The 25,486-nt window shown below is 60.1% G+C and carries 19 protein-coding genes and 1 pseudogene; 9 read left to right on the top strand and 11 right to left on the bottom strand.

What is annotated here, in order from left to right; all coding sequences use genetic code 11:
* Window positions 1-3: 3 nt before the first annotated feature.
* The gene (locus HZC36_09810; GenBank protein MBI5707269.1) at window positions 4-1,662 is read left to right on the top strand and encodes an AAA family ATPase; all 1,659 of its coding nucleotides are present in this window, start codon (window positions 4-6) and stop codon (window positions 1,660-1,662) included.
* 47 nt (window positions 1,663-1,709) lie between these two features.
* Here HZC36_09810 and HZC36_09805 read toward each other — a convergent pair whose 3' ends face one another.
* From HZC36_09805 to HZC36_09785, 5 genes are all read right to left on the bottom strand, one after another.
* Window positions 1,710-2,354, bottom strand: a complete 645-nt coding sequence (locus HZC36_09805; protein MBI5707268.1) for a hypothetical protein — start codon at window positions 2,352-2,354, stop codon at window positions 1,710-1,712.
* A gap of 110 nt (window positions 2,355-2,464) precedes the next feature.
* Complete coding sequence (locus tag HZC36_09800; GenBank protein ID MBI5707267.1) at window positions 2,465-3,358, bottom strand: LD-carboxypeptidase; 894 nt, start codon at window positions 3,356-3,358, stop codon at window positions 2,465-2,467.
* The gene (locus HZC36_09795; protein MBI5707266.1) at window positions 3,355-4,086 is read right to left on the bottom strand and encodes a hypothetical protein; all 732 of its coding nucleotides are present in this window, start codon (window positions 4,084-4,086) and stop codon (window positions 3,355-3,357) included. Before HZC36_09795 ends, HZC36_09800 begins: the two co-directional genes overlap by 4 nt.
* Complete coding sequence (locus tag HZC36_09790; GenBank protein MBI5707265.1) at window positions 4,086-4,760, bottom strand: ATP-grasp domain-containing protein; 675 nt, start codon at window positions 4,758-4,760, stop codon at window positions 4,086-4,088. Before HZC36_09790 ends, HZC36_09795 begins: the two co-directional genes overlap by 1 nt.
* Before the next feature lie 1,240 nt (window positions 4,761-6,000).
* A complete protein-coding gene (locus HZC36_09785; GenBank protein ID MBI5707264.1) occupies window positions 6,001-6,219 on the bottom strand; it encodes a hypothetical protein in 219 nt (72 codons plus the stop codon).
* Between the two features lie 448 nt (window positions 6,220-6,667).
* On the opposite strand from HZC36_09785, the gene HZC36_09780 reads away from it, so the two are divergent.
* A complete protein-coding gene (locus tag HZC36_09780; protein ID MBI5707263.1) occupies window positions 6,668-7,585 on the top strand; it encodes a hypothetical protein in 918 nt (305 codons plus the stop codon).
* Window positions 7,586-7,602: 17 nt separating this feature from the next.
* Here HZC36_09780 and HZC36_09775 read toward each other — a convergent pair whose 3' ends face one another.
* Window positions 7,603-9,069 (bottom strand): PLP-dependent lyase/thiolase, encoded by a 1,467-nt coding sequence (locus HZC36_09775; protein MBI5707262.1) that lies wholly within the window; start codon window positions 9,067-9,069, stop codon window positions 7,603-7,605.
* Between the two features lie 457 nt (window positions 9,070-9,526).
* Here HZC36_09775 and HZC36_09770 point away from each other — a divergent pair, with 457 nt between their 5' ends.
* On the top strand, window positions 9,527-9,862 hold the full coding sequence (locus tag HZC36_09770; protein MBI5707261.1) for an MmcQ/YjbR family DNA-binding protein: 336 nt from the start codon (window positions 9,527-9,529) through the stop codon (window positions 9,860-9,862).
* Window positions 9,863-9,870: 8 nt separating this feature from the next.
* Here HZC36_09770 and HZC36_09765 read toward each other — a convergent pair whose 3' ends face one another.
* The 4 genes from HZC36_09765 to HZC36_09750 form a co-directional block, all read right to left on the bottom strand.
* Window positions 9,871-10,812, bottom strand: a complete 942-nt coding sequence (locus HZC36_09765; protein ID MBI5707260.1) for an aldo/keto reductase — start codon at window positions 10,810-10,812, stop codon at window positions 9,871-9,873.
* Between the two features lie 124 nt (window positions 10,813-10,936).
* Window positions 10,937-15,085 carry an amidohydrolase family protein gene (locus HZC36_09760; GenBank protein ID MBI5707259.1) on the bottom strand — a complete coding sequence of 1,383 codons (4,149 nt, stop codon included), beginning with the start codon at window positions 15,083-15,085 and terminating at the stop codon, window positions 10,937-10,939.
* Window positions 15,086-15,206: 121 nt separating this feature from the next.
* Window positions 15,207-15,413 (bottom strand): hypothetical protein, encoded by a 207-nt coding sequence (locus HZC36_09755; protein MBI5707258.1) that lies wholly within the window; start codon window positions 15,411-15,413, stop codon window positions 15,207-15,209.
* A 1-nt stretch (window position 15,414) separates the two neighbouring features.
* Complete coding sequence (locus HZC36_09750) at window positions 15,415-16,380, bottom strand: prepilin-type N-terminal cleavage/methylation domain-containing protein (protein MBI5707257.1); 966 nt, start codon at window positions 16,378-16,380, stop codon at window positions 15,415-15,417.
* A 252-nt stretch (window positions 16,381-16,632) separates the two neighbouring features.
* On the opposite strand from HZC36_09750, the gene prfA reads away from it, so the two are divergent.
* The 3 genes from prfA (at window position 16,633) to HZC36_09735 (ending at window position 19,992) form a co-directional block, all read left to right on the top strand.
* The gene (gene prfA, locus HZC36_09745) at window positions 16,633-17,694 is read left to right on the top strand and encodes a peptide chain release factor 1 (GenBank protein MBI5707256.1); all 1,062 of its coding nucleotides are present in this window, start codon (window positions 16,633-16,635) and stop codon (window positions 17,692-17,694) included.
* Window positions 17,695-17,823: 129 nt separating this feature from the next.
* Window positions 17,824-19,464: a hypothetical protein gene (locus HZC36_09740; GenBank protein ID MBI5707255.1), complete on the top strand. Its 1,641-nt coding sequence runs from the start codon at window positions 17,824-17,826 to the stop codon at window positions 19,462-19,464.
* Between the two features lie 159 nt (window positions 19,465-19,623).
* A complete protein-coding gene (locus tag HZC36_09735; protein ID MBI5707254.1) occupies window positions 19,624-19,992 on the top strand; it encodes a hypothetical protein in 369 nt (122 codons plus the stop codon).
* Between the two features lie 6 nt (window positions 19,993-19,998).
* Here HZC36_09735 and HZC36_09730 read toward each other — a convergent pair whose 3' ends face one another.
* A complete protein-coding gene (locus HZC36_09730) occupies window positions 19,999-22,305 on the bottom strand; it encodes a fused MFS/spermidine synthase (GenBank protein ID MBI5707253.1) in 2,307 nt (768 codons plus the stop codon).
* 46 nt (window positions 22,306-22,351) lie between these two features.
* Here HZC36_09730 and HZC36_09725 point away from each other — a divergent pair.
* The 3 genes and pseudogenes from HZC36_09725 to argB all read left to right on the top strand — a co-directional run bounded on the left by HZC36_09725 (window position 22,352) and on the right by argB (window position 25,442).
* A pseudogene (locus tag HZC36_09725) lies at window positions 22,352-23,401 on the top strand (N-acetyl-gamma-glutamyl-phosphate reductase).
* On the top strand, window positions 23,392-24,591 hold the full coding sequence (gene argJ / locus HZC36_09720; GenBank protein MBI5707252.1) for a bifunctional glutamate N-acetyltransferase/amino-acid acetyltransferase ArgJ: 1,200 nt from the start codon (window positions 23,392-23,394) through the stop codon (window positions 24,589-24,591). Before HZC36_09725 ends, argJ begins: the two are co-directional and overlap by 10 nt.
* A 98-nt stretch (window positions 24,592-24,689) precedes the next feature.
* A complete protein-coding gene (gene argB, locus HZC36_09715; protein MBI5707251.1) occupies window positions 24,690-25,442 on the top strand; it encodes an acetylglutamate kinase in 753 nt (250 codons plus the stop codon).
* The last annotated feature ends 44 nt before the right edge of the window (window positions 25,443-25,486 follow it).

Below are 25,486 nucleotides of genomic sequence, written 5' to 3'. Positions count from 1 at the left end.
AGGGTGATCTTCGTCTCCCATCCTGAGCCGGACAGAGAGGGAGCGGACGACTTTGAGGAGCTCTTTGCTGTGCGCTGTTCTGGGATAAACGAACAGCGCACGCGTCATGAGTCGGAACTGAGTCGCCTTACAGACCAGTTACTTGAGCAGTGGAGACTGAAGTTTTCCATCCCCGAACTTACAAAGAAGATTGAAGAACTCGAAAAGGCAATTGGTCAAGACTCGAAAGATAAAGGACGTTTGGTCTCAAAGGATCAGGAAGCTCGGGTTGGGCGCCACGAAGCTCTTCAGCATGCGCTTGTAGCGCGCAAGGCGGCATGGGAAGTCGAGCAGAAGAAGGTGAGAGCGCTAAAGTCGCTTCAAGGTGACCTTAACCAATTTAGCACTAGAACTGCGGTTGCATTCCTGGACGATCTCAAGCAGCAACGCCGAGACGCTGGGCTCAAAGACGAGGAATGGCAGAAATTCACCCCGAAGATCGGACAAGAAGCGGACAAAATGGTGAACGGGAAGCTCGAAGCAGCGACCAAGAGCTCTGCAGCCATTTTCGGCAGCGCTATTCAACCGCAACCAGAGGACAAGCTGACAGAGCCGATGTTCCCGGATGAAGCGAACTTGCATAGTCTCACGATATGTCAGTTGCAGGCTGAAAGTGACCGCTTGGCCAAGCTAATCGGCGTTGACCAGCAGAATGCGAAGCGGTTCACTGCTCTGACACTCAAGATCCAGCAAGCACAAAAGCAGATGGAAGGTCTGAAGTCACAGCTTTCTACTGCCCTGAAGGCGGACGAGGAAACCAAGAAGATCAGTCTTGGACGGCGAGAGGTCTACCGGCAAGTATTCGAAACGTTCGTCGAGTTACAGGCGGAGCTCTCAATGCTGTATGCACCGTTGACCGACGCCCTCGAAGCTGAGAGAGGCGCCTTGGGGAAGCTCAGGTTTGTCGTTCGACGCGTCGTGGACCTCGATCGGTGGGTGGAGCGTGGGGAGAGCTTGCTCGACTTGCGCAAAGACGGGCCTTTCAAGGGGAGGGGAACGCTGAGAGCCGCTGCCGAGCAAGAATTGCTGGCCGCATGGGCATCGGGCGAACCAAATGCGGCTGACAAGGCCGTGGATTCGTTCATCGAAAAGTACCGAGAGGATATTCGTGCGCATCGGCTTGACTCTTTCACCGCACAGGAATGGGGCGCTCGGATTTGGGAGTGGTTGCTGGGAACGGACCACATCAAGGTCACCTATGGTCTCCAGTACGGCGGAGTGGATATCGAGCGCTTGTCCCCGGGGACGCGTGGAATAGTGCTCCTACTTCTATATCTGGCCATTGACAAGGATGACATCCGGCCCCTGATCATCGACCAACCAGAGGAGAATCTGGATCCCCAGTCTGTTTACGATGAGCTCGTACAGCGATTCAGGGATTCAAGGAAACGCAGACAGATCATCATCGTGACTCACAACGCTAACTTGGTCGTGAACACCGATGCCGACCAGGTAATCGTCGCAACTGCCGGAGAGCATGGTCCAGGGCAACTGCCCGAGATTCGCTACGAGGCCGGCGGACTTGAGGGCGAATACGTGCGAAGGAAGGTATGCGAAATCCTCGAGGGAGGCGAAGAGGCATTCAAAGCGAGGGCAAGGCGCCTTCGCGTTGTTCTTTCATAGCGGCATTCAATGAGAGAGCCCTTCTTGCGAAGGGCTTGGTGTGAGCTTCAGACCCGGCTCATCGGCGGTTCAAAAAGGAGTCCAGGCCACTGGTGCCCCACGATCAGGGAGATCATCCTGTCGACTGCGGGGTTGCATGTCGCATAGGTGGGTAGCTTGTCTGGTGCCCGCCGAGAGATCGCGAGATCCGTCTGAGGATCCCACCTGTAGCGCCAGAGCCTCGCAGCCCTGAAGGGTTCTTGATCAAGATTTCTGCCGAAGTGGTACTTGAACCCGCCCGATAGAACGAGGATCCTGGGTGATCCCCACCTGAGTGGAACAACTGCCGCCCGCTGGTGAGCAAGGCTTTGAACGCCACAGACAAGGATCTTGCCACCCAGGACGTAGCGCTCGGCTTCGGCTTCGATTGCGTCCAACTGCGCTGCCGAGTGATGGTTGGGACCCGCAGCACCTGCGACGAAGGCTAGCTGGCCCTGCAGGAGTCGAGCATTTCCATACAGCCAAACTTTGCCGTCCTCGCAGTAGCCCGGCTCGATCTGGAAGGGCATTCTACGTCGAGGTGGGTCGGGACCACCTGGTGGCTTGGGGTCGGCCATGACTTTGGGAGAGACGAGCTCTGGCCGTATAGGCCAGTCGAACAGGGGCATGTCTTTCACCTCCGAGGTGCGAAGAGCCGGCACGAGACCGGCCATTCGACTCAGAGGTTAGGTCAAAGCTACGGGCAGGCAAGAGACGTAGCGCAAGCGCAACGCCCTATTGCGGAACGTATACAGGATTGCCAAGGCTGCCTTCCAAGGAATTGTCAATCTCCGTTCAAGACAAACGCATGCATGCGGCTATCTAGCCGGGCTCTGCATCCCAGTCGCAGAGCGATGTTGGTGTAGCCGTGCCCACTTCTCAGCCCAAAACCAATCGGAAATGATGTCCCTGACAGGGCATCGAGAATGACATCGCGCACGTCGTTGTAAGGATCGGCGCACTTTCTCATTTCTCCAAACACCATCCCTTTCATGCCGTCCATGACACCTGAATTTCTGAGTTGAGTCAGCATACGGTCAATTCTGAAAGGCAGTTCACCCACGTCTTCGACGAAGAGGATCGATTCGGCAGTTTTCACTGAGAACTCAGTACCCATTAGTGATGATAGGAGCGAAAGACATCCCCCGACCAAGGGGCCGGAAGCGTCCCCACCACGAAGGAACTCCACTTTCTCCTCGATCTCGTAAGGTTCGGCGAATAGTGCGTAATGCAATGCTTGTCTGTTGCGTTTTGCGTCAGAACTATCGTCGAGGAGTTGTTTTGTCGCGACGTTTGGCCCGTGTATCAGGTCGATGTGGGGCCACAAAGTGGCGACCGCCAAGTGCAACGCAGTAATATCGCTGAAGCCGACCAGGATCTTGGGTGTGGGGTGAAGGGTTGAGTCCAGATGCCGGAGGAGCCTCGAACTGCCATAGCCACCCCTCGTACAGAAGATCGCCTTTGTATCCACATCAACTAGAGCATTGTGAAGGTGTTTTGCGCGCATTGCATCGGGGCCTGCAAGATACATATGATTCGAGGCCTCAACTCGAACGTCGACGATCAAGTCCCAGCTTTTGAGCAACGAAACAGCCTGTTCGAGGAGATCGTGATCAGCTCCCCGCAACTGGGATGCTGGCGCCACGACCGCGACACGATCTTGCGGAGAGAGCCTCATCGAAGTGCACCCGAAAAGCGTTGGAATGCGACAGCCGGACCATAATCTGCAACTCCTTTTCCGTGAAATGCTGCTGCACGCTGCGTTCCAAATTCATAGTGCCAATACTCCCACGGATATGGCGCAAATCCGGCTTCAACCATTGTCCAGTACAGCAGTCGCCGCATACTTTGCCTGTATCGGCCGTTTTCGTCTGAGACGTTGTCCACGTCTTCGTAGTGACACAGCCATGAGACTGTCCCAAACTCATCGAAGTCCGCACCCATATCCAGCGGCACTCCCTTTTCATCACAGAGCGTTAGGTCCACCGCTCCACCTGTCGTGTGTGGTGGTGGACTCAAGAAGAACTCGTCTTCCGAAACTGGAACAGGTGACACGTATTGGTTCAGCACGCTGGCTCGCTCGCCATGTGGTATGGACAACATGACTTCTGACCCTTCGAATCTCAGTGCAATCTCCTGCTGAGTTGCTAGATTGCGAAGGCCGTCCCACACCAGGAAGCCGATCCCATCAGGGAGCTTCTTCGTAGCTCCGGCCAGAGCGTTTCGCGCCCCTTCTCGCAACATGACCTCAGGAGGCGCGGAGGAGTATCCCTGAAGGTGATAGGCGGGAAGCGTCCAGATACGTTGACAGTCAACAACTGGGACCAGGCGCTCTCCTTGCTCGTCGATCACGACATCATTCATGGCAGTGTCGTCGATCTCCGGGATGGGCTGCAACGGCCTCATCAGATCCCCCAAACTCGCGGCTCAGGACGGTCAAGAAAGGCTGTGCTGGCATAGCGAACACAGAGTTCGTCAAATGAAATGCCGGCAGCCAGAGAAGCATCACATGCAATCGATGTCTCCAAGAGCCCTGGTATTCCGTTGATCTCAAGGATCACGACCTCACCGCGCTTGGTGATGATGATGTCGGTACGGGTCAGCCCAACTGCGCCGATAGCGTCGTGAAGGCGAAGTACTGCATGCCGCACACGATCATGCAACTCGGGAGTCAGGCGTGCCGGGACGACGTGTCGGCCAGTTGCGGTTGAGCCAAACTTTTCCTCGATCCCCATTACCTTGGCGCTCCCTCGTACCAGTTCGACGATCGGTAGAAACAGCGGGCCTTCGAGATCATCGAGAACCGTGCAGCTGATCTCCGACTCAGAATCCTCAAGCTCTTGGACCAGAACCTTCCCTTCCTTTGGAAGTTGTGCTGTCGCAGCCCTTATCGCAATTGCGTGCGTGTCAGCCACGACAAGGCCCTCGCTGGACCCGCCAAACGCAGGCTTAACTACGAGCGGAGTTCGGAGGGAGTCGACCGAGCGCTCCATCTCGTCGATCGGAAGCGTCTTGTTTAGGGCCACGCTCGTCGGTGCCCTCACAAGCGACGCTTGAGAAAACAAGCCCTTCACGACCAACCCAAGAGCCGCCTTGTCTTGCATGATGCTCCCAGCGCCTGGTGTTGGACCAGCGCACGGAACTCCGAACATGCGGGACACGGCAAAGATGTGGCCATCCTCGCACGGAGGGCCGAAACCGATCGGCACGACAACATCGGGGGGACTGCTCCCTAATAGGCTAATGATTCGTCGCCGCTCTCCCGCGTGTGCCACTGTGATGCGCCAACCCTGCCGCCGGAGTGCATCAGCAACGCGTGCTCCCGATGCGACGCCGTACCTGTTTTCGTCCGTAAGCGAACCCCTAACGACCAAAGCTCTATTCATGAAAGTTCTCCAACGGCCGATGCGAGTCTCGGGCCCAAGGTGATCCGCAGATCTCGTAACATCTCCAAAGCGGCTTCAGAAGTCCTCACACCCGGGAGCAAGTGCGCCATGCCATCGTGCTTCAGGGCCCGGGGCAGGAGATTTGCCTCGCGTTTCAAACCAAGATTCCCCATGCTGTTTGGATTTGCAGCCTCGGCAAGCTGGCGAACTGCGAATTCCGGGTCTGCGACCGCTTCGATTCCCGGTTCTCGAGATGTTGGCTGGTACCACGGGATTCGAAGGGCACGGATGATGAGGCCCACGGCGGGAACGAGGTTGCCACCAGCTTTCCGTACGGTGTTCCTGATGGCCATCCTGTGCGCCCAGAAACGGCCCTCCGTTGCACCGCCAACAGTAACAGTTAGCCCCGGACATTCACAATCTGCGAGATCACCGAACATTGACGGAGCAGCGTGTTCATGTGAGTAGTCGAGGTCGCTCCTCGCCGCATCCTCATGTTCTCGGGCGCGCGCCTGGTGCCACTGCGCAAGTTCCAATGGAAGCGCAGGGCAAACAGAGTCGGGAACTTCCCTCTGGGGCTTGGCAAGTTCGATCACAATTGGGTCAGCAATGCCGCAACGTCGCAGTGCAGCGGATAGAGCAGCAAGGCTGAGGAAGGTAGATACGGTGTCGAAGACAGCGGATTTCGGAGAAGAGCCGAATACGTAATACGATGGTCGTGTCGTCCCCACCAGCGTCTTGAGATCGGGTACCACCGCTGCGACGGCCTCGGCGTAGGCGCAAACGCGCGCGGGGATTCGGTCGCATACACCTACGCCGATCCGAACTTCCACAGCACTTCGACCCAGTCGCGCCAAGCCAATCTGCTGAGCGGTCCTTTCTCGGTCACTTGGTTCGAACGGGAGAGCTAGGGCCACGGATCTTGAGAGGCACTTCATGGCCCGCTAGCTCCCACATCCTCTTGCACCTGGCCGGTGGGTCCGACTTGCGCCCAAGCATACACGTCGACAATCGACAGAAACGGCTGGGCCGTCCTTTCACCTTGAGATCGGTCCGGCAGCTTCACCGAATCGAGAATCTTGATGGAGGTGGCAGGATCATGGTTCTCCACCCACACATCTCGTGCGGCTCTTGCCGCGAGATTCAGCCTCATTCCGAATCCTCCTACCCAGATGGGGAAGGTCAGGAGGAGGGTTGCCCCGAATCGGTCGTCATCCCATCACAGAGGCACACCTCCTGGCAGCTATGTCGTGACACTCGGCGAGGGCTTGGACGATCCCGGCGACTGTCAGTTTTGTACTTGACAGCTCATGCCGTTCAGGTAGAATTGAACTTGGACGATCCCGGGCTGCATCGCTCGGAAGATGACCCAAGGGCCGGTTGCGACTTCACTTCGCTCCGGCCTTTACCGTTCATGGCAAAGCTATCCCTAATGTATTCTAACCCAAGAACTGGAAGAATGTTCAGGGACTTTCAACAAGTTCATGAAGATCGTGCTATCGTTCTATATGATTGCAGATGCAAGTCATTAGAGCTGGATCTGACACACCGGAGCGTTGATCTGATTCACTTCAGCATGTGCAATCGTATTTACTGATATCATGAACGATCTCTCATGGGTGTTCCTTCGCAAGCCAAAGCCAAGCGGCGTACCGGCATATCGTAGCCTTGCGGAACTTGGGACAGCGTTGTTTCAATGGGAGCCAGCAGTCGGCAAACGGCATGGGTTCAGATCGGCGCGAAGCGCCGCCGCTTACCTTTCCCTCGTTTTCAGCGGTCAGCGCCCTTGTGACTCAAGCCTTCAAGTCGCTTTGAGAGCACTCCTCAGCCAGAAGCTAGAGGGCATTGCGGAGCCTGACCGAATCGTCTGGGAGCAGGAAGTTGATATTGCCATTGATGGTCGTCGACCAAAGTTGCGGGGTCGAAAGGAGGGATTGAAGAGGCGGCTCGCCGCCTTAGCGGAACGGAGCGTGGACGCCCTGATAACTCTTCGAGCCGGTGAGACCTCACCAAGGTCGGTTCGCTCAAATCCGCTCACGCCAGTCTTGATGAAGCGACTTGGCCTCTTCGAGCAGGGCGCTTCGAATCATCCACTAACTTGGAATCTAATGGTTGCCGTGCCCAGCAACAAGGCTGCACAGGCGTGGTTGGAATCCGTGTTCAACCTCGCTATTGGTGCGACCTTTGGCAATCCCGCCGGAGATCCGCTCATCCCGCGGAAGGCAGCCCTTCGTATCCAGGAACATTCGGCGCAAGGAGCACTTCAAGTGTATGTAGCGGATTCGGCCTATTGCGTCCCCAGCGTTGTCGTATTCAATCGAACGCATCCCCCAAACACAACTGGCTTTTGCCTGGCAGGGGCGGAGCTCATGAACATCGTGGAGTTTTCCGACGAAGAGCTTCAAGATTCACCGTACATCAGATTGAAGCTTCCAGAGACCTCTCTAGTAGACATAATGGCTTTCTTGGACGAACTCTCGGCAAAAGGGGAGCGGCTTTATGGGATCCACAACATATAACCGATAGGCGTTCATCTTCAGATCGTATCATTCCAACAAGCTTCGAGCCACTTCTGTTCACCCAATGGCGTAACACCGCACCCGGAACTGACTACCAAGACTCGAGAGTCCAATGACCAGGAATTAAACCGGCTTCTCGAGCGTTGCAGGGAATCACCGAATTGACAGAGTGCCCCAAATGCAAGCAAGGCTGACGGCTCGGCCGGCAATAAGGGATATGGCTTACGATTCAATACGAGCTGCGCGCCCTTCCTATGGTTGATGTCGTCCACCTCCTCCACTTGGAAGCGATTCCGGTCCTTTAGGTGAAGGAGCGCCTTTGCCAGAGGCGAGTAGGTTCCTTGGAGCTTTCCGGCAGCCGTTGAACCACCAGACCTTCTTCGCGCCCTCAAGGTCGTAAAAATGTTCTCGCCCGCAGGAGGGACAGCCGCGATCAGTTTTGGGGCTTTCTCAGTGTAAGCGTCGCGAAGCGCAAGCAAGAAGCCCGCAAACAAGTCACCGCTTCCAACTGGAACGATGACGGCATCGTATGTGTCAGATGTCGCGGACTCGCGCTTGAGTACTTGCAGAGCTAATAGGTAGTACATCATAATGCCGACACCGTCCCACCCGTCAGTGACATGCCACCGCTCTCTCTCAGGTATAGCCTTCCCAGTGTTCTTCTCGATCAGAGTCCAAACATCCTTGTTTGACAGTATTGGTGCACTACTAGAATTGATCCTAACGTCCTTAACAACCTCTGCTTGCCATCTTCTCAACTCTAACCGGATGGACTTCTCTAATCCAGCTTCCACAATGCAGTACACTTGAATTCGCTCACTCTCTGGAAGGCGGCGGTTCACCACGTAAGCAAGCCTTGCCAGACTATAGCCTGCGTTGCCAGCCGTCCAAAGCGCTAGATGCTTGAATCCGCGTTCCAGAGCGACGTTGATTATTGCCCATGATCTAAGGTCCTTCAGGCTGAGAGAATAGGCATAGCCGCTAAGATCTAGGACGTCGGCTTGAAAACCGTACAAGTCCTCTCCTGTTATCAGGTCGCTATTGCCGCATCGAAGCCCGTACTTCATAGATAGTAGATCTTGCTTATAGGGGTACTGGAATGCCCACCCGAAATGCTCGCCTCGACTTAGTGTGCGTTCAGGCGACAGCACCTTCTCCAACGAGAAGAGGTCGGCCACGCCGTACTTGCCATCAGTTGGAGGCATGTGTTCGAAGGACGGTCTATTCCCATTGAGCCGTGGTGCGGGACCGTTTTCGACTTCAAACTGCTCTTGGCGGGCGGTCTTCGCCACGTTGCTTCCGGAAAAGTCGGGCACAAGGCTGACGTAATACGGGCGTTCTGCCGGTGGAATGAGTTCGGCCGACGGACACTTAGGGTTTGGACATTCCCGGACGCCGTCCTGATACGGCTCTTCCCGAACCTCGTCGCAAAAGAGGCACCTGGAAAAGAGGTTCTCGAATGTTGTGGGGTCTATCTCGGGCATCCGCGTCGTACCTCTTCGAATTCGGGTCAGTTTACTGAATCGGCTACGATGTCCCGTTCAGATTTGGCCCAAAGTTACCTGGCCTGAGCCGAGCGCGCGACTCCTCGAGGCTCACTAGCGCGAATCACCGTCTGGTGCTAAATGTATCTAGTAGACCCTTATCCAGGCCTCACCTGGTGCCCTAAGGTCCCAATAGGTACCCACAAGGGCATCCCCTTTTGATTCCGTGAGCCTCCTGGTCAACCATCGGCGAAACTGCGGAGCTCGGGGCCGCGGGTCATTTCCTGCTCAGCGACTATATGTGGGTTTGCGTACCTCACGAGCTAACAGAAGTTCGAATTGCATCCAAGACGGGCAGCCACTCTTGGTTCCCTTTGATGTCGAATGTCGGATGCCGAATGCGGTACCGGACCAGGAATCCGCATCCACCAGGCCTTGCCCGTTTCACCCAGCCATCATGGAACGAGTTCCGCCACCCAAGCTCCGCGAAATCTGCCGTTCGCTGCCCTTCGTCGAGGAGCGAATGAGCCATGGCGAGCCAACTTGGTTCGTCAAAAAGCGCTCTTTTGCGATGCTCTGGGACCACCATCACAGCGACCGCGTCGCGTTCGTTTGCGCCGCGCCGGAGGGGGTTCAGGAGATGCTTGTTGCGAGCGAGCCGGAACGCTTCTTCCGGCCGCCCTACGTTGGGCCCAGAGGCTGGATCGGGGTGTATCTGGATGTGCCGGTGCATTGGGACGAGGTCGAGCAGATCCTGAAGACCGCATATGAACTGATCGCGCGCAAGCGCTGACTTTGGCCTCAGTTCCCCGAAATGCTATCGACTTTGGCGAACATCGCATCGAGCCGTTCCAGAGCCCCCGAAGGCAAGGGCGGCCCTGAGAGCGCTTTGGCGTTGGCCCTCAAGTGCTCGGGGTTGCTGGTGCCCGAGAGCACCACATCGACTCCCGGTTCGTGCAAACAGTAGCGGTAGGCCGCCTCCTGAAGGCTATGGGCCACACCGAGCTCTGAAAGGAAGTCGAGCGGCGAATCGGGATGGAAGGACCCAGGGGGAACCGTGCCCTCGGCGACCAGCCGCTGCATCAAATCGCGTAGCACAGCCGGCCGGCTGAGGGCAGTCCGCACCGCGAACATGCACTGCGTGCCGATGTTTTTCGCCTGGGTGATCGAAAAGACCGAATGCCGGGCTGAGGGGTTCAGCAGGCTGAACCCCACCATCACGACGTCCCAAATGTCGTCCTTCAGCGCAACCTGCAGCATCTGATGATTGGTGTCGTTCAGGAACTGCTCGGTGATGCCGATGAACCGAATCTTGCCCTCTTGCTGAAGCTTCTGGAGCTCAGGAACAAGTTCGTCGCGGCCGTAGGCGTAATCGGCGAGGATGACGCCATGCAGGTTGAAGAGGTCGATGTACTCCGTGTCCAGCCGGTCCAGGCAGGCCTCGACGCGCGTCCGAAGCTCCGCCCGGCTCGAGTAGTGGTCCTCCCAATGGACGCCTGCCTTGGTCGAGATGTAGACCTGTTCTCTGGGGATTCCCCTGATCCCGAGTCCCACCGCCCTTTCGGTGCCGTAGGATTCCGCCGTGTCGATCCAGTTCACCCCCAGGTCGATGGCCTGGCGGACGATCTCGGAAGCCTCCCGGTCGCTCTTGCCGAAGGAAAGCCCCAAGCGGGAGTGTCCGCCGCAGCCGAGACCCATGCGGCTGACCTTGAGCCCCGTGCGCCCGAGGATGACCTGTTCCATCTCCCTCACGACCTCTCGATTGGAGTTGAGGTGGCCCACCACAGCCACCTCACCCGGTTCGTAGACTCACCGACCTCCCCCTTCCCGAAACGTCGGGACTCGGAAGCAAGGGGCGAGGTGAGGATCACTTCCCGCCCTTCGGCCTACCGCGATACTTGTCGTAGAGCCGGGTCTGCTTGTTGGACAGGTCCACCTCCCGACCCTCGACCCAGGCCCTCAGCACGTGGGTCTTGGTCTCGTGGATCGGGCCATCCGTCAGGATCAGCGTGCCGTCCATACCGGGCTTGATCGAGCCAAGCCGATCACCGATCCCAAGCACCTCGGCGGCGTTCTTGGTGATCAGCCGAGCCGCATCCTCGGGGTTCATCCCATAGGCCGCGGCCCATCCCGCTTGGTCGCGGATCTGGCGAACGTCCTTGTCGTTATCGGTGGTCAGACAGAACTTCACACCCGCCTTTGAGAGGAGCGCCGGCAGGCTGTAGAAATAGTCCACCGGCTGGTCGGCTGCCGGCATGGAATAGACGGCGTTGAGGATGATCGGGACCTGTTTCTGGGCAAGCCAACCTGCAATGGAGCCCGCCTCGCTGCAGCCGTAGAGAACGATCCGCACCTTCTCCTTCTCAGCCCACGCAACGGCAGCTTGGATATCCGCCACAGCGTTGGCCTGGATGAGCATCGGCATCTTGCCGTCCGCCACCAGCAGCATCGCCTCCTGCTTTTCGTCTCGGGCCACCGGCTTGTCCGCCGTCGCCTCCACGCGGGACTTGGCATAGTCGCGCGCCGCTTTCAACTGGCCGGTCACCGTTTCGAGCGAAGTGCCGAGGTTGCCGCCACCCCCGCCACCTCTGCGGCCCTGGCCGGCCATCAGGTCGTCGTGCTCTTCCTGGTCCTCACAGCAGTCGCGGTCTCCGAAGTTGAATCCGCCGCCACCCGAGGAATAGGCCATCGCGACCCCTCCCTGAATGGTCAGGTCCTCCCAGGTGTAGCCCTCCGTGTTGATGAGAGCCGCCTGGCCCGCAAATCCCGCCCCACTGGGCTTGACGAGCACGGTCAGCACGCCCTGCTGCCGCGCAACGCCCATCGTCTCCCACTCGGGGTTGATCACGCGCTCGACGCGATAGTCTGGATGGAAATTGCCCCGCTCGGAAGAGTCGTCGCTCGTCGGCACTTGGCCAATCTCGTTCAGACCGATACCGGTCGTCGGGTCGATGAGTCCCGGATAGACGTGCTTGCCCCTGCCGTTGACGCGGACCAATCGGCCTCCTGCTTCATGCACCTTGCCAACCGCAATGATCTTGCCGTTCGAGCTCACCATCACATCTCCCACGAACGGATCTCCATCCATCGGGTGGATCGTGGCGCCAGAAATGAGCAGAGCCTTGCGCGCGTAGCGCATCGTGCCAGGCTCGGCGGTGATCGGACCAATGCCAAACTTCGCGGTGGTCGGGTTCTCTTTCGCGCCGTTGCCGTTGCCCGCGTTTGGCCCGGCGTCGGCGCTTTGCAGCCCGGCTCCGGAGGTCAGGAACGGGTTGTCTCCCGACGTCGAAGTCCCAGAGCTCAGTACCTTGCGCGCCTCTTGCAGCTCCACCAGGCGGTCCTGGCGCTGCTTGGCATCGTTGGCGCGATCGAAGCGTTTGACGCCATCCACGTAGGTCTCCAGGGCAATCGCCATCACGCTGGTGGGCTCGTTGGACCACACCACCATGTCGGCGTCCTTGCCCGCTTCGAGCGAGCCGGTGTGGTCGGCGATGCCCATCTGCTTGGCGGGCTCTATCGTTACGAAGCTCAGGGCCTTCTCGGCCGACACGTCGCCATAGCGCATGGACTTGGCGGCCTCCTGATTGAGCCTTCGGGCGTGGTTGTCGCTGTCCGAGTTGACACTGACGCTCACGCCTCGCTCGGCCATCAAAGCCGCGTTATAGGGGATCGCGTCGTAGGCTTCCAGCTTGTAGCCCCACCAGTCCGCAAAGGTCGAGCCGCCAATGTTCTGCCCGGCCATCTCATCAGCCAGTTTATAGCCCTCCAGCACGTGCTGCAGGGTTGCGATGCGGGCACCGTAGTCCCGGGTCACGCGCACGAGCATCAGGAGCTCGTCGGCGCGATAGCCGTGGCTATGGATCAACCGCTTGCCCCCTGCGATCTCGCCAAGCCCCTCAAGCTGGAGGTCCCTTCTGGGCTCCTCGGCAAGCCTCCCGGCTTCGAAGTCAAGCCACATCTGGTTGTACTCCTTGCCGAGTTGGAGCGCGCGTCGAATGGATTCCTCGACGCCCATGCGTGTTCGCGGCCGGAAGGTGAGCAGCGTGCCGCCGGCCGGAGGCTGCTGGCCCCCGAATCCTCCTCCGCCCGTCGCGTCTTCTCGGATTGGGTTCTGGCCGAGCGCGAACTTCACGCCCTGCGGCGCGCCCGCGATCGGAAAATCGGTGGGGTAAAGGCCCCATTGCCACTTGACCGGGCTGGACTGACCGCCGATCGAGTTGGCGGAGCCGTGGAGTTGCTGGGCGCCGACGGTGCCGCCGGAAAGCTGCCGGTAGATGCCTGCCGCCGTATGGTCGATGACGTCGCCGATCCGGCACTCGACGGTGATCATGTTGGTGCCTTCGTTCACGCCTCCACTGATGCCGGTGTGGCTGTGGCAGTCCCAAATACCCGGCGATAGGTGCTTGCCTGTGGCGTCGAGGGTTTCACAGCCTGCGGGCGCCTTGAGACCCTTCCCCACCGCGACGATCTTGCCGCCCTGGATCAGGACGTCGGCATTCTTCAGCGTGCCCTGGGGGCCCATTGTCCAGACTGTCGCATTGCGATAGAGCCGAAAGGCGGGCTGGGTCTCTGCCGGTGCCGGGAAGGGCTGATACTTCGGAGTCATGAGCGCCATCGGGGCGTCGGCTTTCATTTCCTCAGGCTTCTTGCGCTCGGGCATCTTGATGTCGATGCGCTGGCCGTCGACGAACACCGCCATCACCTGGCTGCTCGAATCGAACAGATCCCCCTGGGTCAGCAGAACGTCGCCAAGCTTTCCAGCCTCGATCGTGCCGGCTTTGTCGGCAAGGCCGAGAAGCTTGGCGGGCCGCGTGGTCATTGAGGCGAGGGCGGATTCCCGGCTCAGGCCCGAGCGCACATATTGGCGAATCCCGTCGAGCGGGTCAGATGTGCTCGACGGCGCATAGCAAAACTCCACGCCCGCCTTTTGAAGCTCGGCCCCGGCCTGAAGCTCGTTGAAGTAGCTTCGAATCGCGCCGATCGAGGCGTTGGCGGGGTTTTCGGGGATCGAGGGCTTCGCGGGCACGATTCCCTTGAGCAGCACAGCAGAATCGCCGCCCTTCACAAAGTCGAGCACGTTCCCGGCGTTGGAGCGGAAGCCGTAGACCGGCTTCAGTCCCAGTTCTTTGGCGACCTTGCGCGCCTGGAAGAATGAGACCTCGTTGAGCTCATCGAAGATCGCGTGGGCCTGGGCGGTTGCCGCAGGAGCGAGGTTGGCAAGCGCCGGGTCGTCCTTGGGCTTCTTGCCCGCTTTCGTGAGCCGGGCGAACCGCTGGGCGTCCATGAAGGCTTGCCGAACCACGGCGATGCCTCCCATCGTCGAGCTTGGATAGGAGTTGAAGCCCCGTGCAGAAAATGAAACGGGCACGCTGCCGGGACTCGCAAGGACCGACGCAGGGCTCATTTCGTCCGTCGCCAAGCTGAACACCGCGGAAGTGGGGCCGAGCAATCCGCCGCCGCCGCTCACTTGCGCCAGACCGTATCCGCTCTTCGCCAGCGAACTGAAAGCCCCAACCTCTTTCTGCTTCGCGTCGCCGGTTCGGGTCTTGGTCAGCAGGTTGGTCTCAAGACCGAAGGGATCGGCGTCGCGCTTCGCCTGAGCATCGGCCTGCTCGGCAGCGGTCTGCTGCCGCCCCTGGCCGATACCGCCGCCTCCACCCCCGCCGCCGGGGCCACGGCCTCCGCCTGCGGGAGCCGCTGCCGCACCGTCGAGCCCGATTCGCAGGAACGGGTGGATCAGGCCCGGATACGCCGTCAGGCCGCTACATTCAATGACTTCTGCGCCCGAAGGAGCGGAAATGTCCACCCCAACCTGCGCGATCTTCCCATCTTTCAGAAGGATGCTGGCGCGCTCCAGCACCTTTCCGGGCGATACCACCACGCGGGCGTTCTGAAGCAGAACGGTCTTGGGCGCTTGTGGTTTGGCGGCTTCGGTTTTGGTTTCCGATTTGCCCGACTCTTGGCCGAAAACCAGCAAGGAGCAACCCACGAGGGCGAATAAGGCGATGCGACGCATGGAGCGCAATTTACCCCTCGTCTTGCACCTTTTCGTCAAGAACGTCCGACGAAAACAAAGACCCCATGGCCGGTTCCTGCCACGGGGTCTTCCGATTAAGTGCCTTTCGTACTGACTGAGCTTACTGGCCGTCCTGCTGAGATTGAGCCTGGCGCTGCTTCTCAGCCTCAAGCTCTTTCTCTTTGCCCAGCTTCTTCATGTTCGCTTCGTAGTTCTCCTCCGAAAACTCCTTGCGCATGTTCGCCGTGTCTTGCTCAGACACGCCGACGCCACATCCGCACAGGAGCACGGCCACCACCAAAGCGCTGATTCCGAAGGTCCGCTTCACCTTAGTCTCCAAAGCCCCACATGGGATAAGGGATGTTGGTGTTGATGCCGACGATGCCCACGTTGCCGGAGGGGTTCGTGCAGTCGTTGCCGAACGTGTAGCCCGAGGTCGGGCCGCTGTCGGCAACGCCGAGAACTTCCAGCTTGGTAGGGGTTCGCGAAAGGAACTTGCCGGCGGTCATGAACCGCGCGCTGCCATCGGCGGTGCCGACGGTGACGCCGCCTGCGGCGACCTTCGAGATGTCGGGCTCAAGGCCGGACGTGCGCGCGATGCAGTCCGCCTGCGTGCCCTTCATCAGCTTGTAGCGCCACCACTCGCGGACGCCCATCGGGTAGACCGTCAGGTCCGGGCCGAGCGGAATCGGGTCCACGCCCATCGGGGGCACGGGCGCGATCGTGGTTCCGGGCATCTCCAGCAGGATCGCGGCTTCCGCCGAGCGCGGGATCGCCGTCATGCTGCCACCGAGCCAGCTCCTGCGGTTTTGGCGCGGGAATGTTGCGGATCTGTTGTAGGTGTCCAGGGCGCCGGTGAAGCCGAGATTGAGGGCGAAAGAGCCCACGATCTGGCCGTTGGTGGTCCATTGGTTGCTGTCCTTCGCGCGGAGCGGGTGCTCGAAGAGCTGAACGTTCTTGACATACGGCATGATCCACTTCTGCCAGGAAAAGTGGTTCACGCGGTAGTAGAACGCGGTGCTCGTGCAGCCGACGCCGACGGCGTTGAACGGGTTGCCGTTCAGGTCGTTGTTCAGCGAACTGCCGGCGACGCAGTCATCGTTCCGGGGATACATGTCGTCGTAGTCCGCGCCGTACATGATCACGCCGAGGCTGATCTGCTTGCAATTCGAGATCGCAACGGTTTTCTTGGCGGCCGTCTTCGCCTGAGCGAAGACGGGGAACAGGATCGCGGCGAGAATCGCAATGATCGCGATCACCACCAGAAGTTCGATTAAAGTAAACGCCTTACGCATGCACAATCCCTCCTCAATGAGATTGAGTCCTTATTGTATTCGTTCGAAGCACTAAGATTTCCAAGAGAACCCTGGCAATTACGCCAGGTCCACAGTACTTTTGGCTCCCGGTTCAACGCGCCGGCGCTGCGGCAGGTGTGCTGCAGGCTCTTGACGGAACAGGCGGGTCGACTGCGAGCCGGTTGGAGCGTACCCGTGTCCAGCTGGGGACCCCATCCCACTTATCCACAGCGCATAATCGGTCCGAACCCTATGTTGGAAAAGCTTGAAGGGATTGAGAAGCGGTACGAGGCGATCGAGGCCCAGTTGATGGACCCCGATGTCGTGACGCGCCACGATGAGGTGCAGCGGCTCGGCAAGGAGCGAAGCGGGCTGGAGCCGATCGTCGCGGCCATCCGGGACTACCGAAAGGCTCGCGAAGATCTGGCGCAAGTGGAGGAGCTGTTGTCCGACCCGGAGATGAAGGACATGGCTGCCGAGGAGCTGGAGCCCGCGAAAGCCCTCGTCGCCGAACTGGAGCACAAGCTGAAGCTGCTCCTGGTCCCCAAGGATCCCAACGACGACAAGGCCGTCATCATCGAGATCCGGCCGGCGGCAGGCGGCGAAGAGGCCTCGCTCTTTGCCTCCGAGCTATACCGCGTGTACGTGCGGTACGCGGAGCGCCGGAAGTGGAAATACGAGGTCATCGACCTTGAAGAGTCACCCCTCAAGGGTCTGGATCGGGTCGTGTTTTCGCTGGACGCCAAGGGCGCTTACAGCCAACTCAAGCACGAGAGCGGCGTGCACCGGGTGCAGCGCGTCCCCGTGACCGAGAGCGGCGGCCGAACCCACACGTCCACGGTAACGGTGGCGGTCTTGCCAGAAGCAGAAGACGTGGACATTGAGGTTCGTGACGAAGACCTTGAGGTTTCCACGTTTCGGGCCTCATCAGCGGGCGGCCAGCACGTTCAGAAGAACGAAACCGCCATTCGCATCATCCACAGGCCGACGGGCACTGTGGTCACCTGCCAAGACGAGCGCAGCCAGCTTCAAAACAAGTTTAAAGCGATGCAGGTGCTAAGGGCGAAACTCTATCAGTTGGAGCAGGACCGGCTGGACAAGGAGCGTGGGGCGCTGCGCAAGGGGCAGATCGGATCGGGAGACCGCTCGGAGAAGATTCGCACCTATAATTTCCCGCAAAGCCGGATCACGGACCATCGCATCGGGAAGGACGTCTTCAACGTGAACGATTTCATGGATGGCGGGATCCAGGAGATGCTCGATGCCCTAAACCAGGAAGAACAGGCCCGAAAGCTGGCTGATGCCGAAGGGTAAGAACGGCGCTCCTGGGGGCCGGCCTTCCAGTACCTTCGAACGTTCTGGGCAGTACTTGACTCCCCGTTTCTCCAGTCCAGCGCTTGCGGGCTCAACGGAAACGCATCTAGAGGCCGTCCGGGCATAGCGATGGTGCTCGGCGATCAGTCGCCACCTCAAAGGGACCTCCAAAAGACCGAGGGCCGCGTTCGTTTCGCGGCCCACCCCTTCTTGTTCGCGGCCTATCCACCCTTGGCGCTCTATTCTCAGAATGTCGCGCTCCTGCCGTTCTATGAAGTCGCCAAGGCGGTCGCGCTGACGGCCGGGGCCGCAGTGCTGCTTTGGGGGCTGTTGGCGGCGGCTTCGAAGAGCGTGGTTCGGGCAGCCTCCTGCACCTCGGTACTCGCGCTCGGGTTCTTTCACTATCGAGCCGGGTTCGACTTCTGGCGTGCGCAGATTGCGTTCGGGGAATGGCAAAACGACGTCGGGGCGTTCGCATGCTTCTATGTTCCGATCGTCCTGGGGCTTGCCATTCTGGCGTTGCTGGGGCGGCGCGGCGAACGGAGCGGAATGGCGTTCCTGAATGTGGTGGCCGTCGTGCTGATATTTGGGCCCATCTGGACGATTGCGGGTTCCCTGCGCTCGTCTGGCCGGGTAGATGCAGGCACAACAGCGGTGCGATCCTATGGGGCGGTTCCCTCAGAACGCCCCGACATCTTCTACATTGTGCTGGACGGATACGGAAAGTCCGACACGCTTCAGAAGTACCTCGATTACTCCAATGAGCCGTTTATTGAGGCGCTCAAGCTGCGAGGTTTCTACGTGGCCGAGCGCGCGAGATCGAACTACTCGCAGACAGACCTGTCCGTGTGCTCAAGCCTGAACATGGCGTACTTGCAGGACCTCCTCGAACCTGCGCCTAGCGCCTCGGCGGCACGGCTGAAAGCGGACCAGCGCATCGACGACAACGAGGTGTCCCGGATTCTGAAGGGCTTCGGCTATCAATTCGTGGCCATCACGTCTGGAGCGCCCTCAATCCGGTTCGCCACCGCTCGCCAAGCGCTCGAATCCACCAGCGGCGTAGACCTGTTCTGGCAGGGCCTGCGCTCATGGACGCCGCTTCCTGCCGGGCGGCAAGTAATGCTTCATGGCGTCGAGAAGAGAGCACACGATCTGCGCGCGGCACTGTCGGTTCTGCGCGAATCGGGAGCCAAAACAGCATCGCCGAGGTTCGTCGTGGCCCACATCCTGGCCCCGCACCCTTCGTTCGTGCTCGATGAACAGGGTCGCACCCGTCTCATCGGGCCCCCGGGGCTGGTGGATTCGAACGACTTCCTGAATGAAGGCGGGTCGGCTGAGGACTATCACCAGGGCTATGCGGCGCAGGCGGCTTATGTCAACCAGCGCATTCTCGAAGCGGTGGATTCAATCCTCGCCGGGTCGAGCACTACGCCGGTCATCTTGATCCAGGGCGATCATGGGTCCAGGCTTAACTTCCACCACACGGACGTTCGTCAGGTGGAGCCTGATGAGGCGTTTGGGATCCTCTCGGCCTACAGGGTGCCGCAGAGAGTGAGAAGACAATTGTATCCGGAGATCACCCCGGTAAATTCGTTCCGGCTGGTGCTGTCCGGGCTCTTTGGACTGGCGTTGGAGAGGCTGCCGGACCGCTCCTATTACTCTTCGTTTGAGGCGCCGCAGGTATTTGTCGACGTGGGCGCGCGGTTGGCGGTTCAGCCGGCTTCGGCAGCGCCTGTGTCAGAAGGGCTACTGCAGGAATCGGATCGATGATGAAGTCTGCTTGAGGCCAACAGCCAGCCCGCGTCAGCCAATCTTGCCGACAAGGGTCCCGCCCCATGAGCTTTACGTGCCCTGGATGCAGTAACCTGGTGCGGAAAGTCGCGAGTGCTTTCAGACTTACCGCCAAGCCACCACCAAAGGAGGTGGAAATTGATCCTTACATTTGTCGACAGCCACTCGGGGGAAGCCATCCTCCGAGAATACGAGTGGGAATTACCTGTCCCTCGTGAAGGTGACGTTCTCGAATTGCACAGCGGGTCGGAAACCCGCTACGTCGTCCAGGAAGTGGACTGGGTCTTTGCCGATGCGCCTGCGGGCGAGAAAACCGACGTCCCCATGAAGGAATTGAAGATCATGGTCGTGTCGGCGGCAGAGTTCGTGCATCGGGGCGAAGACGGCGGCCACCGGATGGTTGACCCTCTCTGCAAGTGCGGACACGCAAAATCCGTGCACACGTCGATGCGGTGCAACGGCGCGGCCGGAACATGCCAGTGCCACGGTTTCGAGTCCATGAGTTAGGCTGGTTCAACCAGAGCTCTTGACGAAGGCGCTCACGAGATCGGAGAAATCGTCGGTCCAGGCGTGGCCCGTGACCTCCGTCGAGAGCTCGACCCAGCCCTTGTCGAGCTGGTCGAACGGCTTCAAATCCTCTTTCGAGCGGCCAATCACGACCCAGTTCGATGGGGAAGCCCCCGGGTGCCCGTTGGGGATCTCGTCCTTGGTCTGCATCCATTGCAGCCCGAGCAGTTTCAGATCGCGCATCGCTTTCGCCAGCGGGCCGGTAAGGTCGAGGTATCGGTTCGAGATGTGAACCGCGAGGAGCCCGTTGGGCGTGAGCTTCTTGAAGTAGAGGTTGAAGGCTTGCAGGGTCAAAAGGTGGACCGGGATTGCGTCGGAACTGAAGGCATCGAGCACGAGAACGTCAAACTTCCCATCGGGTTGGTTCTGCAGCGAGAGGCGGGCGTCGCCGAGCACCATCTCGATCGTTGCGCCACGCTCCTTGGCGTCGCTCAGGTAGGTGAAGTACTTGGGATCGGAGGCTATCTGAATGACCAGGGGGTCGATTTCGAAGAAGGTCAGCCTGTTTCCAGATTTTCCGTAGGCGCTCAGCGTGCCCACTCCGAGTCCCACCAGGCCGATCTCCCGATCGCGTTTGAGCACTTCAAGCTCGTGCAGCACGTCTCCGACGGGGCCTGTACGGCTGTAATAGGTCTGGGGCTCAAGGCGTTCGGGCCCGCCATAGAACTGGGAGCCGTGCAAGGTGTTTCCGTGCAGGAACTCGTGCTTCTTGGCGGCGGCGAAGTCCACGACCCGATAGACCCCGAAAAAGCTCCGGCGCGTGAGCATCATGTCGCCATAGATTCCTGTGTGCAGCCAAAACGAGACCAACAGAAACGCACCCAGGGAGAGCGCGTAGCGCCTTGCGTGGTCGATGGCGACAAACGCCAGCAAAACGGGGATTCCCAGCCGGATGGCCACTTCTAGGTTGGGGTTGCCGACCAATCCGGCGCCGAAGAGGTTCAGCACTGCTTTGATCGAAGGGCCGATGGCCGCGCGAATCTCTTGGGTGTAGGCGGAGCAAAGGTATGTGGCGATGCCGATGAGAACGGGAAACGCCAGGTCGAGCTTGGGCGAGGGGCGCTTCACCTGCCCCAAGGGCCTTAGCAGCAGAACCCCAACGAACGCAAGAGGGTACTCGGAGAGCGTGTCGAACGCCCACGGGGCGAGGAGCGCGTTAAACGCGCCGCCGATGACGCCGCCTACGCTGAGCCACAGATAGAACTCGGTGAGGTGGTGAACCGAGGGACGGTCGTCGGCGAGCCGAAAGTGGCAGTAGAGGGCACAAAGCGCAAACACAATCAGGTGAATTGCGGCCAGCACCTCCATCGGCTTGTTCGACTGGAGCACGATGGTGATGGCAAGCGGCGTAATGGCAATGGCGGCGATGCGGCCGATGGTCTCGGTTTTGATCGGGCGGAGACGCCCAAACGCCGCGACAAACGTGAGCAGGTACAGCGAGAGCGGCACCACCCACAAGAGCGGTATCGGCGAGATGTTGGTGGTGAGGAAGTTGGTGACGCCGAGGAGCAGGCTGGAGGGGATGGCGGCCAGCAAGATCCACGTTCCCCGCCGCTTCCAGTTGATGGGCGCTTCGAGTGCTTCGGCATCGGGTTCCTTCCGCGTCGATTGGACCGTTTCAGGTTGCGATTCCCCGGGCGCCCCAGCGGCGAGGGCCTTCTGTTCCCTCACGGTGACGAAGGCGCAGCAGCCCACCAGAACGACGAGCCCCGCGTAGCCCCAAGACCAAAGCTGTGCCTGGCTTTGAAGCGGAAGATGGGGCTCGATCCAGAACGGGTAGGCCAGCAGCCCGAGCAGGCTCCCAAGGTTGCTCGCGGCATACAGGAAATAGGGATCGTGCGCCTGGCGGTGCGACGTCGCGCCGAACCACCGTTGAAGGATCGGAGCGCTGGTCGAGACCATCAAGAACGGCAGACCTACCACGGTTCCGAGCAGCACCAGCAGCGCGAGGGCCGTTGGCAGGCTGCTGTGCGTGGGGTTGTAGTCCTTCGGCACCATCATCGGGAGCAGGAGCAGAGGCAGTGCAATCAGCGGAAGGTGCAGGATCGGTTGACGCTTCAGGCCAAGTCTTCGCGTTGAAAGGTGCGCATATCCGTATCCTGCCAGCAGGGCCAACTGGAAAAAGACCATGCTGGCGTTCCAGACGCTGGGCGATCCGCCGAACGAGGGCAGGATCATCTTGGCGGTCATGGGCTGCACGAGAAACAGCAGCGCGGCGCTCAGAAACACGGTCAGGGTGAAGAGAATGGCCAAGCTGCAGGGAATGTTAGCATGGCTTCAGGCATAATAGACCCTTCCTATGGCGCAGCGGGCCCGCATCGGCATTATCGGCGCCTCGGGCTATGCCGGGGCGGAGCTCATTCGCCTGCTCGCTCCCTCGAACCAGGTCGAGCTGGCCTATCTGGCTTCGGACACGTATGCGGGCCAGCGGGTGTCCAGCGTCTATCCGGGAACCCATGGCCATTCTCTGGCCTACTCGGCCTACGACCCAGCGGAAGCCATCGCGCGATGCGACCTTCTCTTCCTGGCTCAGGGCAATGGAGAGGCGATGGCCCAAGCGCCCGCGCTCCTCGAGGCGGGCAAGAAGGTCATTGATCTCTCGGCGGACTTCAGGCTTCAAGATGCGAGCGCTTACCCGGAATGGTACAAGTTGGAACACAAGGCGCCCAAGCTCTTGTCGGAGGCCGTGTATGGCCTGCCCGAGCATTACCGCAGGCGCATCGCCGAGGCGCGGCTCGTGGCCAATCCGGGCTGCTATGTGACTGCGTCCATCCTTGCGCTGGCTCCCCTGCTTCGCGCCGGCGCAATCGATCCGAATGGCATCGTTGTCGACGCCAAATCCGGCGTCTCGGGCGCTGGGCGGTCGCGGATTGCCGTGGACTACCTCTTCACTGAGATCAACGAGAACGTGAAGGCCTATGGGGTTGGGACCCACCGCCATACGCCGGAGATCGAGCAAGAGCTCTCGGTTGCCGCCGGCGCGCCGCTGAAGCTCAGCTTCACCCCGCACCTCATCCCCATGAACCGAGGGATTCTGGCGACCTGCTACGCGACCCCCGCCGGCCCAACGTCGGCCCATGAACTCCACCGCGTTCTCGAAGTGGCCTATCTGAAGGAGCCTTTCGTTCACCTGCTCCAGCTCGGCTAGCAGCCCTCAACAAAGGCCACGCTGGGGTCCAACCATTGCCACATCGGCGTGGTCTGGGACGCAAGGACAAATCGCGCTGTGATCACGAGCGCGATTGACAACCTGGTGAAGGGAGCGGCGGGCCAGGCCATCCAAAACATGAACCTGATGCTGGGCCTTCCCGAAACCCACGCCCTGGAGAACCCCGGACTATGGCCATAGAAGTCCTCGCCATCGAGGGCGGCGTCTGTGCGCCGCAAGGCTTCCGGGCCGGATCGGCCTACGCAAGCATACGAAAGGTGGAACGCGACGACATCGCGGTGATTGTCAGCGACGTGCCGGCGGCCGCCGCCGGGGTGTTCACGACGAACACCGTTTCGGCTTGGTGCGTTCAGAACGGACGAGAGAAGATCAAGCGCCAGAAGGCGCAGGCCATCGTCGCCAACGCGGGCAACGCCAACGCCTGCAACGGCCAAGAGGGCAACCGCGCCGACGGCGAGATGGCGCGCATTGTGGCGCGTGAACTCGGAATCTCGGAGGACCTGGTCCTGACGGCGAGCACTGGAGTCATCGGCCGCCCTCTGCCCATCAACCGGGCGCGAGACGGAATCGCTGAAGCTGCCCGGCGAGCGATGCATTCCGAGGAGGCGAACCTCCAAGCCGCCCGGGCCATCATGACCACCGACTTGGTCCACAAGTCCAAAGCCGTCGAGGTGAAAGGCAAGAACGGGACCTACCGAATCGGCGGGATAGCCAAAGGCAGCGGCATGATCGCGCCCAACATGGCGACGATGCTCGCGTTCATCACCTGTGACGCTGTCGTTCGTCCCGAACTCCTCCAGAACATGCTTTCCGGCATCAACGAGATGTCGTTCAACCGGGTAAGCGTGGACAGCGACACGAGCACGAACGACCTTGTGTACTTGTTGGCTAACGGTGCGAGCGGGGTCACGGCGACGCAGGAGGACCTGGTGCCCGCCTTGGCCGAAGTGATGGTGCCGCTTGCCAAGAAAGTCGCCCGCGACGGCGAAGGGGCCACCAAGCTCGTCGAGGTCATGGTCTTTGGCGACTACGACGAAATGGACAAGGCGGCACGGGCCGTCGCGGAGTCGCCGCTGGTGAAGACGGCGCTTTTCGGCAACGACCCGAACTGGGGCCGCATCCTGATGGCGCTCGGCAAATCGGGCGCCAAGTTCGACCCCAACAAGATCAAAGTCAGCATCGCGGGGCGCCTGGTCTTCGCGAAGGGAATGGCTGTACCCGTGGACCTCGACGACGTAAGCAACGCCATGAAGGCCGAAGAGGTGCTGATCGAGATCGATCTCGGCCACCGAAACCCCGCCGTCACGCGGTTCTGGACCTGCGATTTCAGCTACGACTACGTGAAGATCAACGCGGAGTACACGACGTGAGCATCTATCAAACCCGGGCCGAAACCCTCATCCAGGCGCTGCCCTATATCCAGCGGTTCGCCGGGAAGACGGTGGTGGTGAAATACGGCGGCAACGCCATGACCGACCCCGAACGAAAGGCCGAGGTGATGAAGGACCTCGTGCTCATGCAGGCAGTCAATATCCGGCCGGTATTGCTGCACGGCGGTGGCCCTGAAATCGACAGATTGGCGGCAAAAGTAGGTCTGGAAACCAAACGCGTGGACGGCCTCAGGGTGACCGACGCCGAGACGATGGAGCTCGTCGAAATGGCGCTCGGGGCGCTGAACAAGGGGCTCGTTGCAGGGGTCCAGGCCGCAGGCGGCAAGGCGGCGGGGCTCTCAGGCAAGGACGGCGGCTTGTTCACGGCGCGGAAGCTCACGCCAGGTGGAAAGGACATCGGCTTTGTTGGCGAAGTCAGCGGGGTGAACCCGGAGATCCTGGAGACCCTGACAGCGTCCGGATACATCCCTATCGTCTGCTCGGTCGCGCCGGGTCAAGAAGGCGGAACCTACAACGTGAACGCGGACCTTGCGGCGGGCGCGTTGGCAGCCGCTCTCAAAGCGGAGAAGCTGATTGTGATGACCGACGTGGAAGGGGTGCTCAAGGAGTACCCCAACAAGGAGTCGCTGCTCTCCAGGATCTCGTCGGATGAGGCCAAGGAGATGATCGCCTCGGGGGCCGCGGGAGAGGGCATGATCCCGAAGCTCCAATCTTGCTTGGACGCGCTGGCGGGCGGCGTGCACAGCGCGCATATCATCGACGGCCGCAGACCCCACTCGCTCCTGGTGGAAGTGTTCACCGACGCGGGCATCGGGACGATGATCGCGTAGGGGAGGGACATAGGGACACAGGAACAACGGACGGAGGCACTGAA

It is taken from the genome of Armatimonadota bacterium (assembly GCA_016223145.1).
Classification (GTDB): Bacteria; Armatimonadota; Fimbriimonadia; order Fimbriimonadales; family Fimbriimonadaceae; genus Nitrosymbiomonas.
The sequence above is the reverse complement of the archived record's forward strand: the minus strand, read 5'-3'. Positions and strand labels throughout refer to the sequence as shown.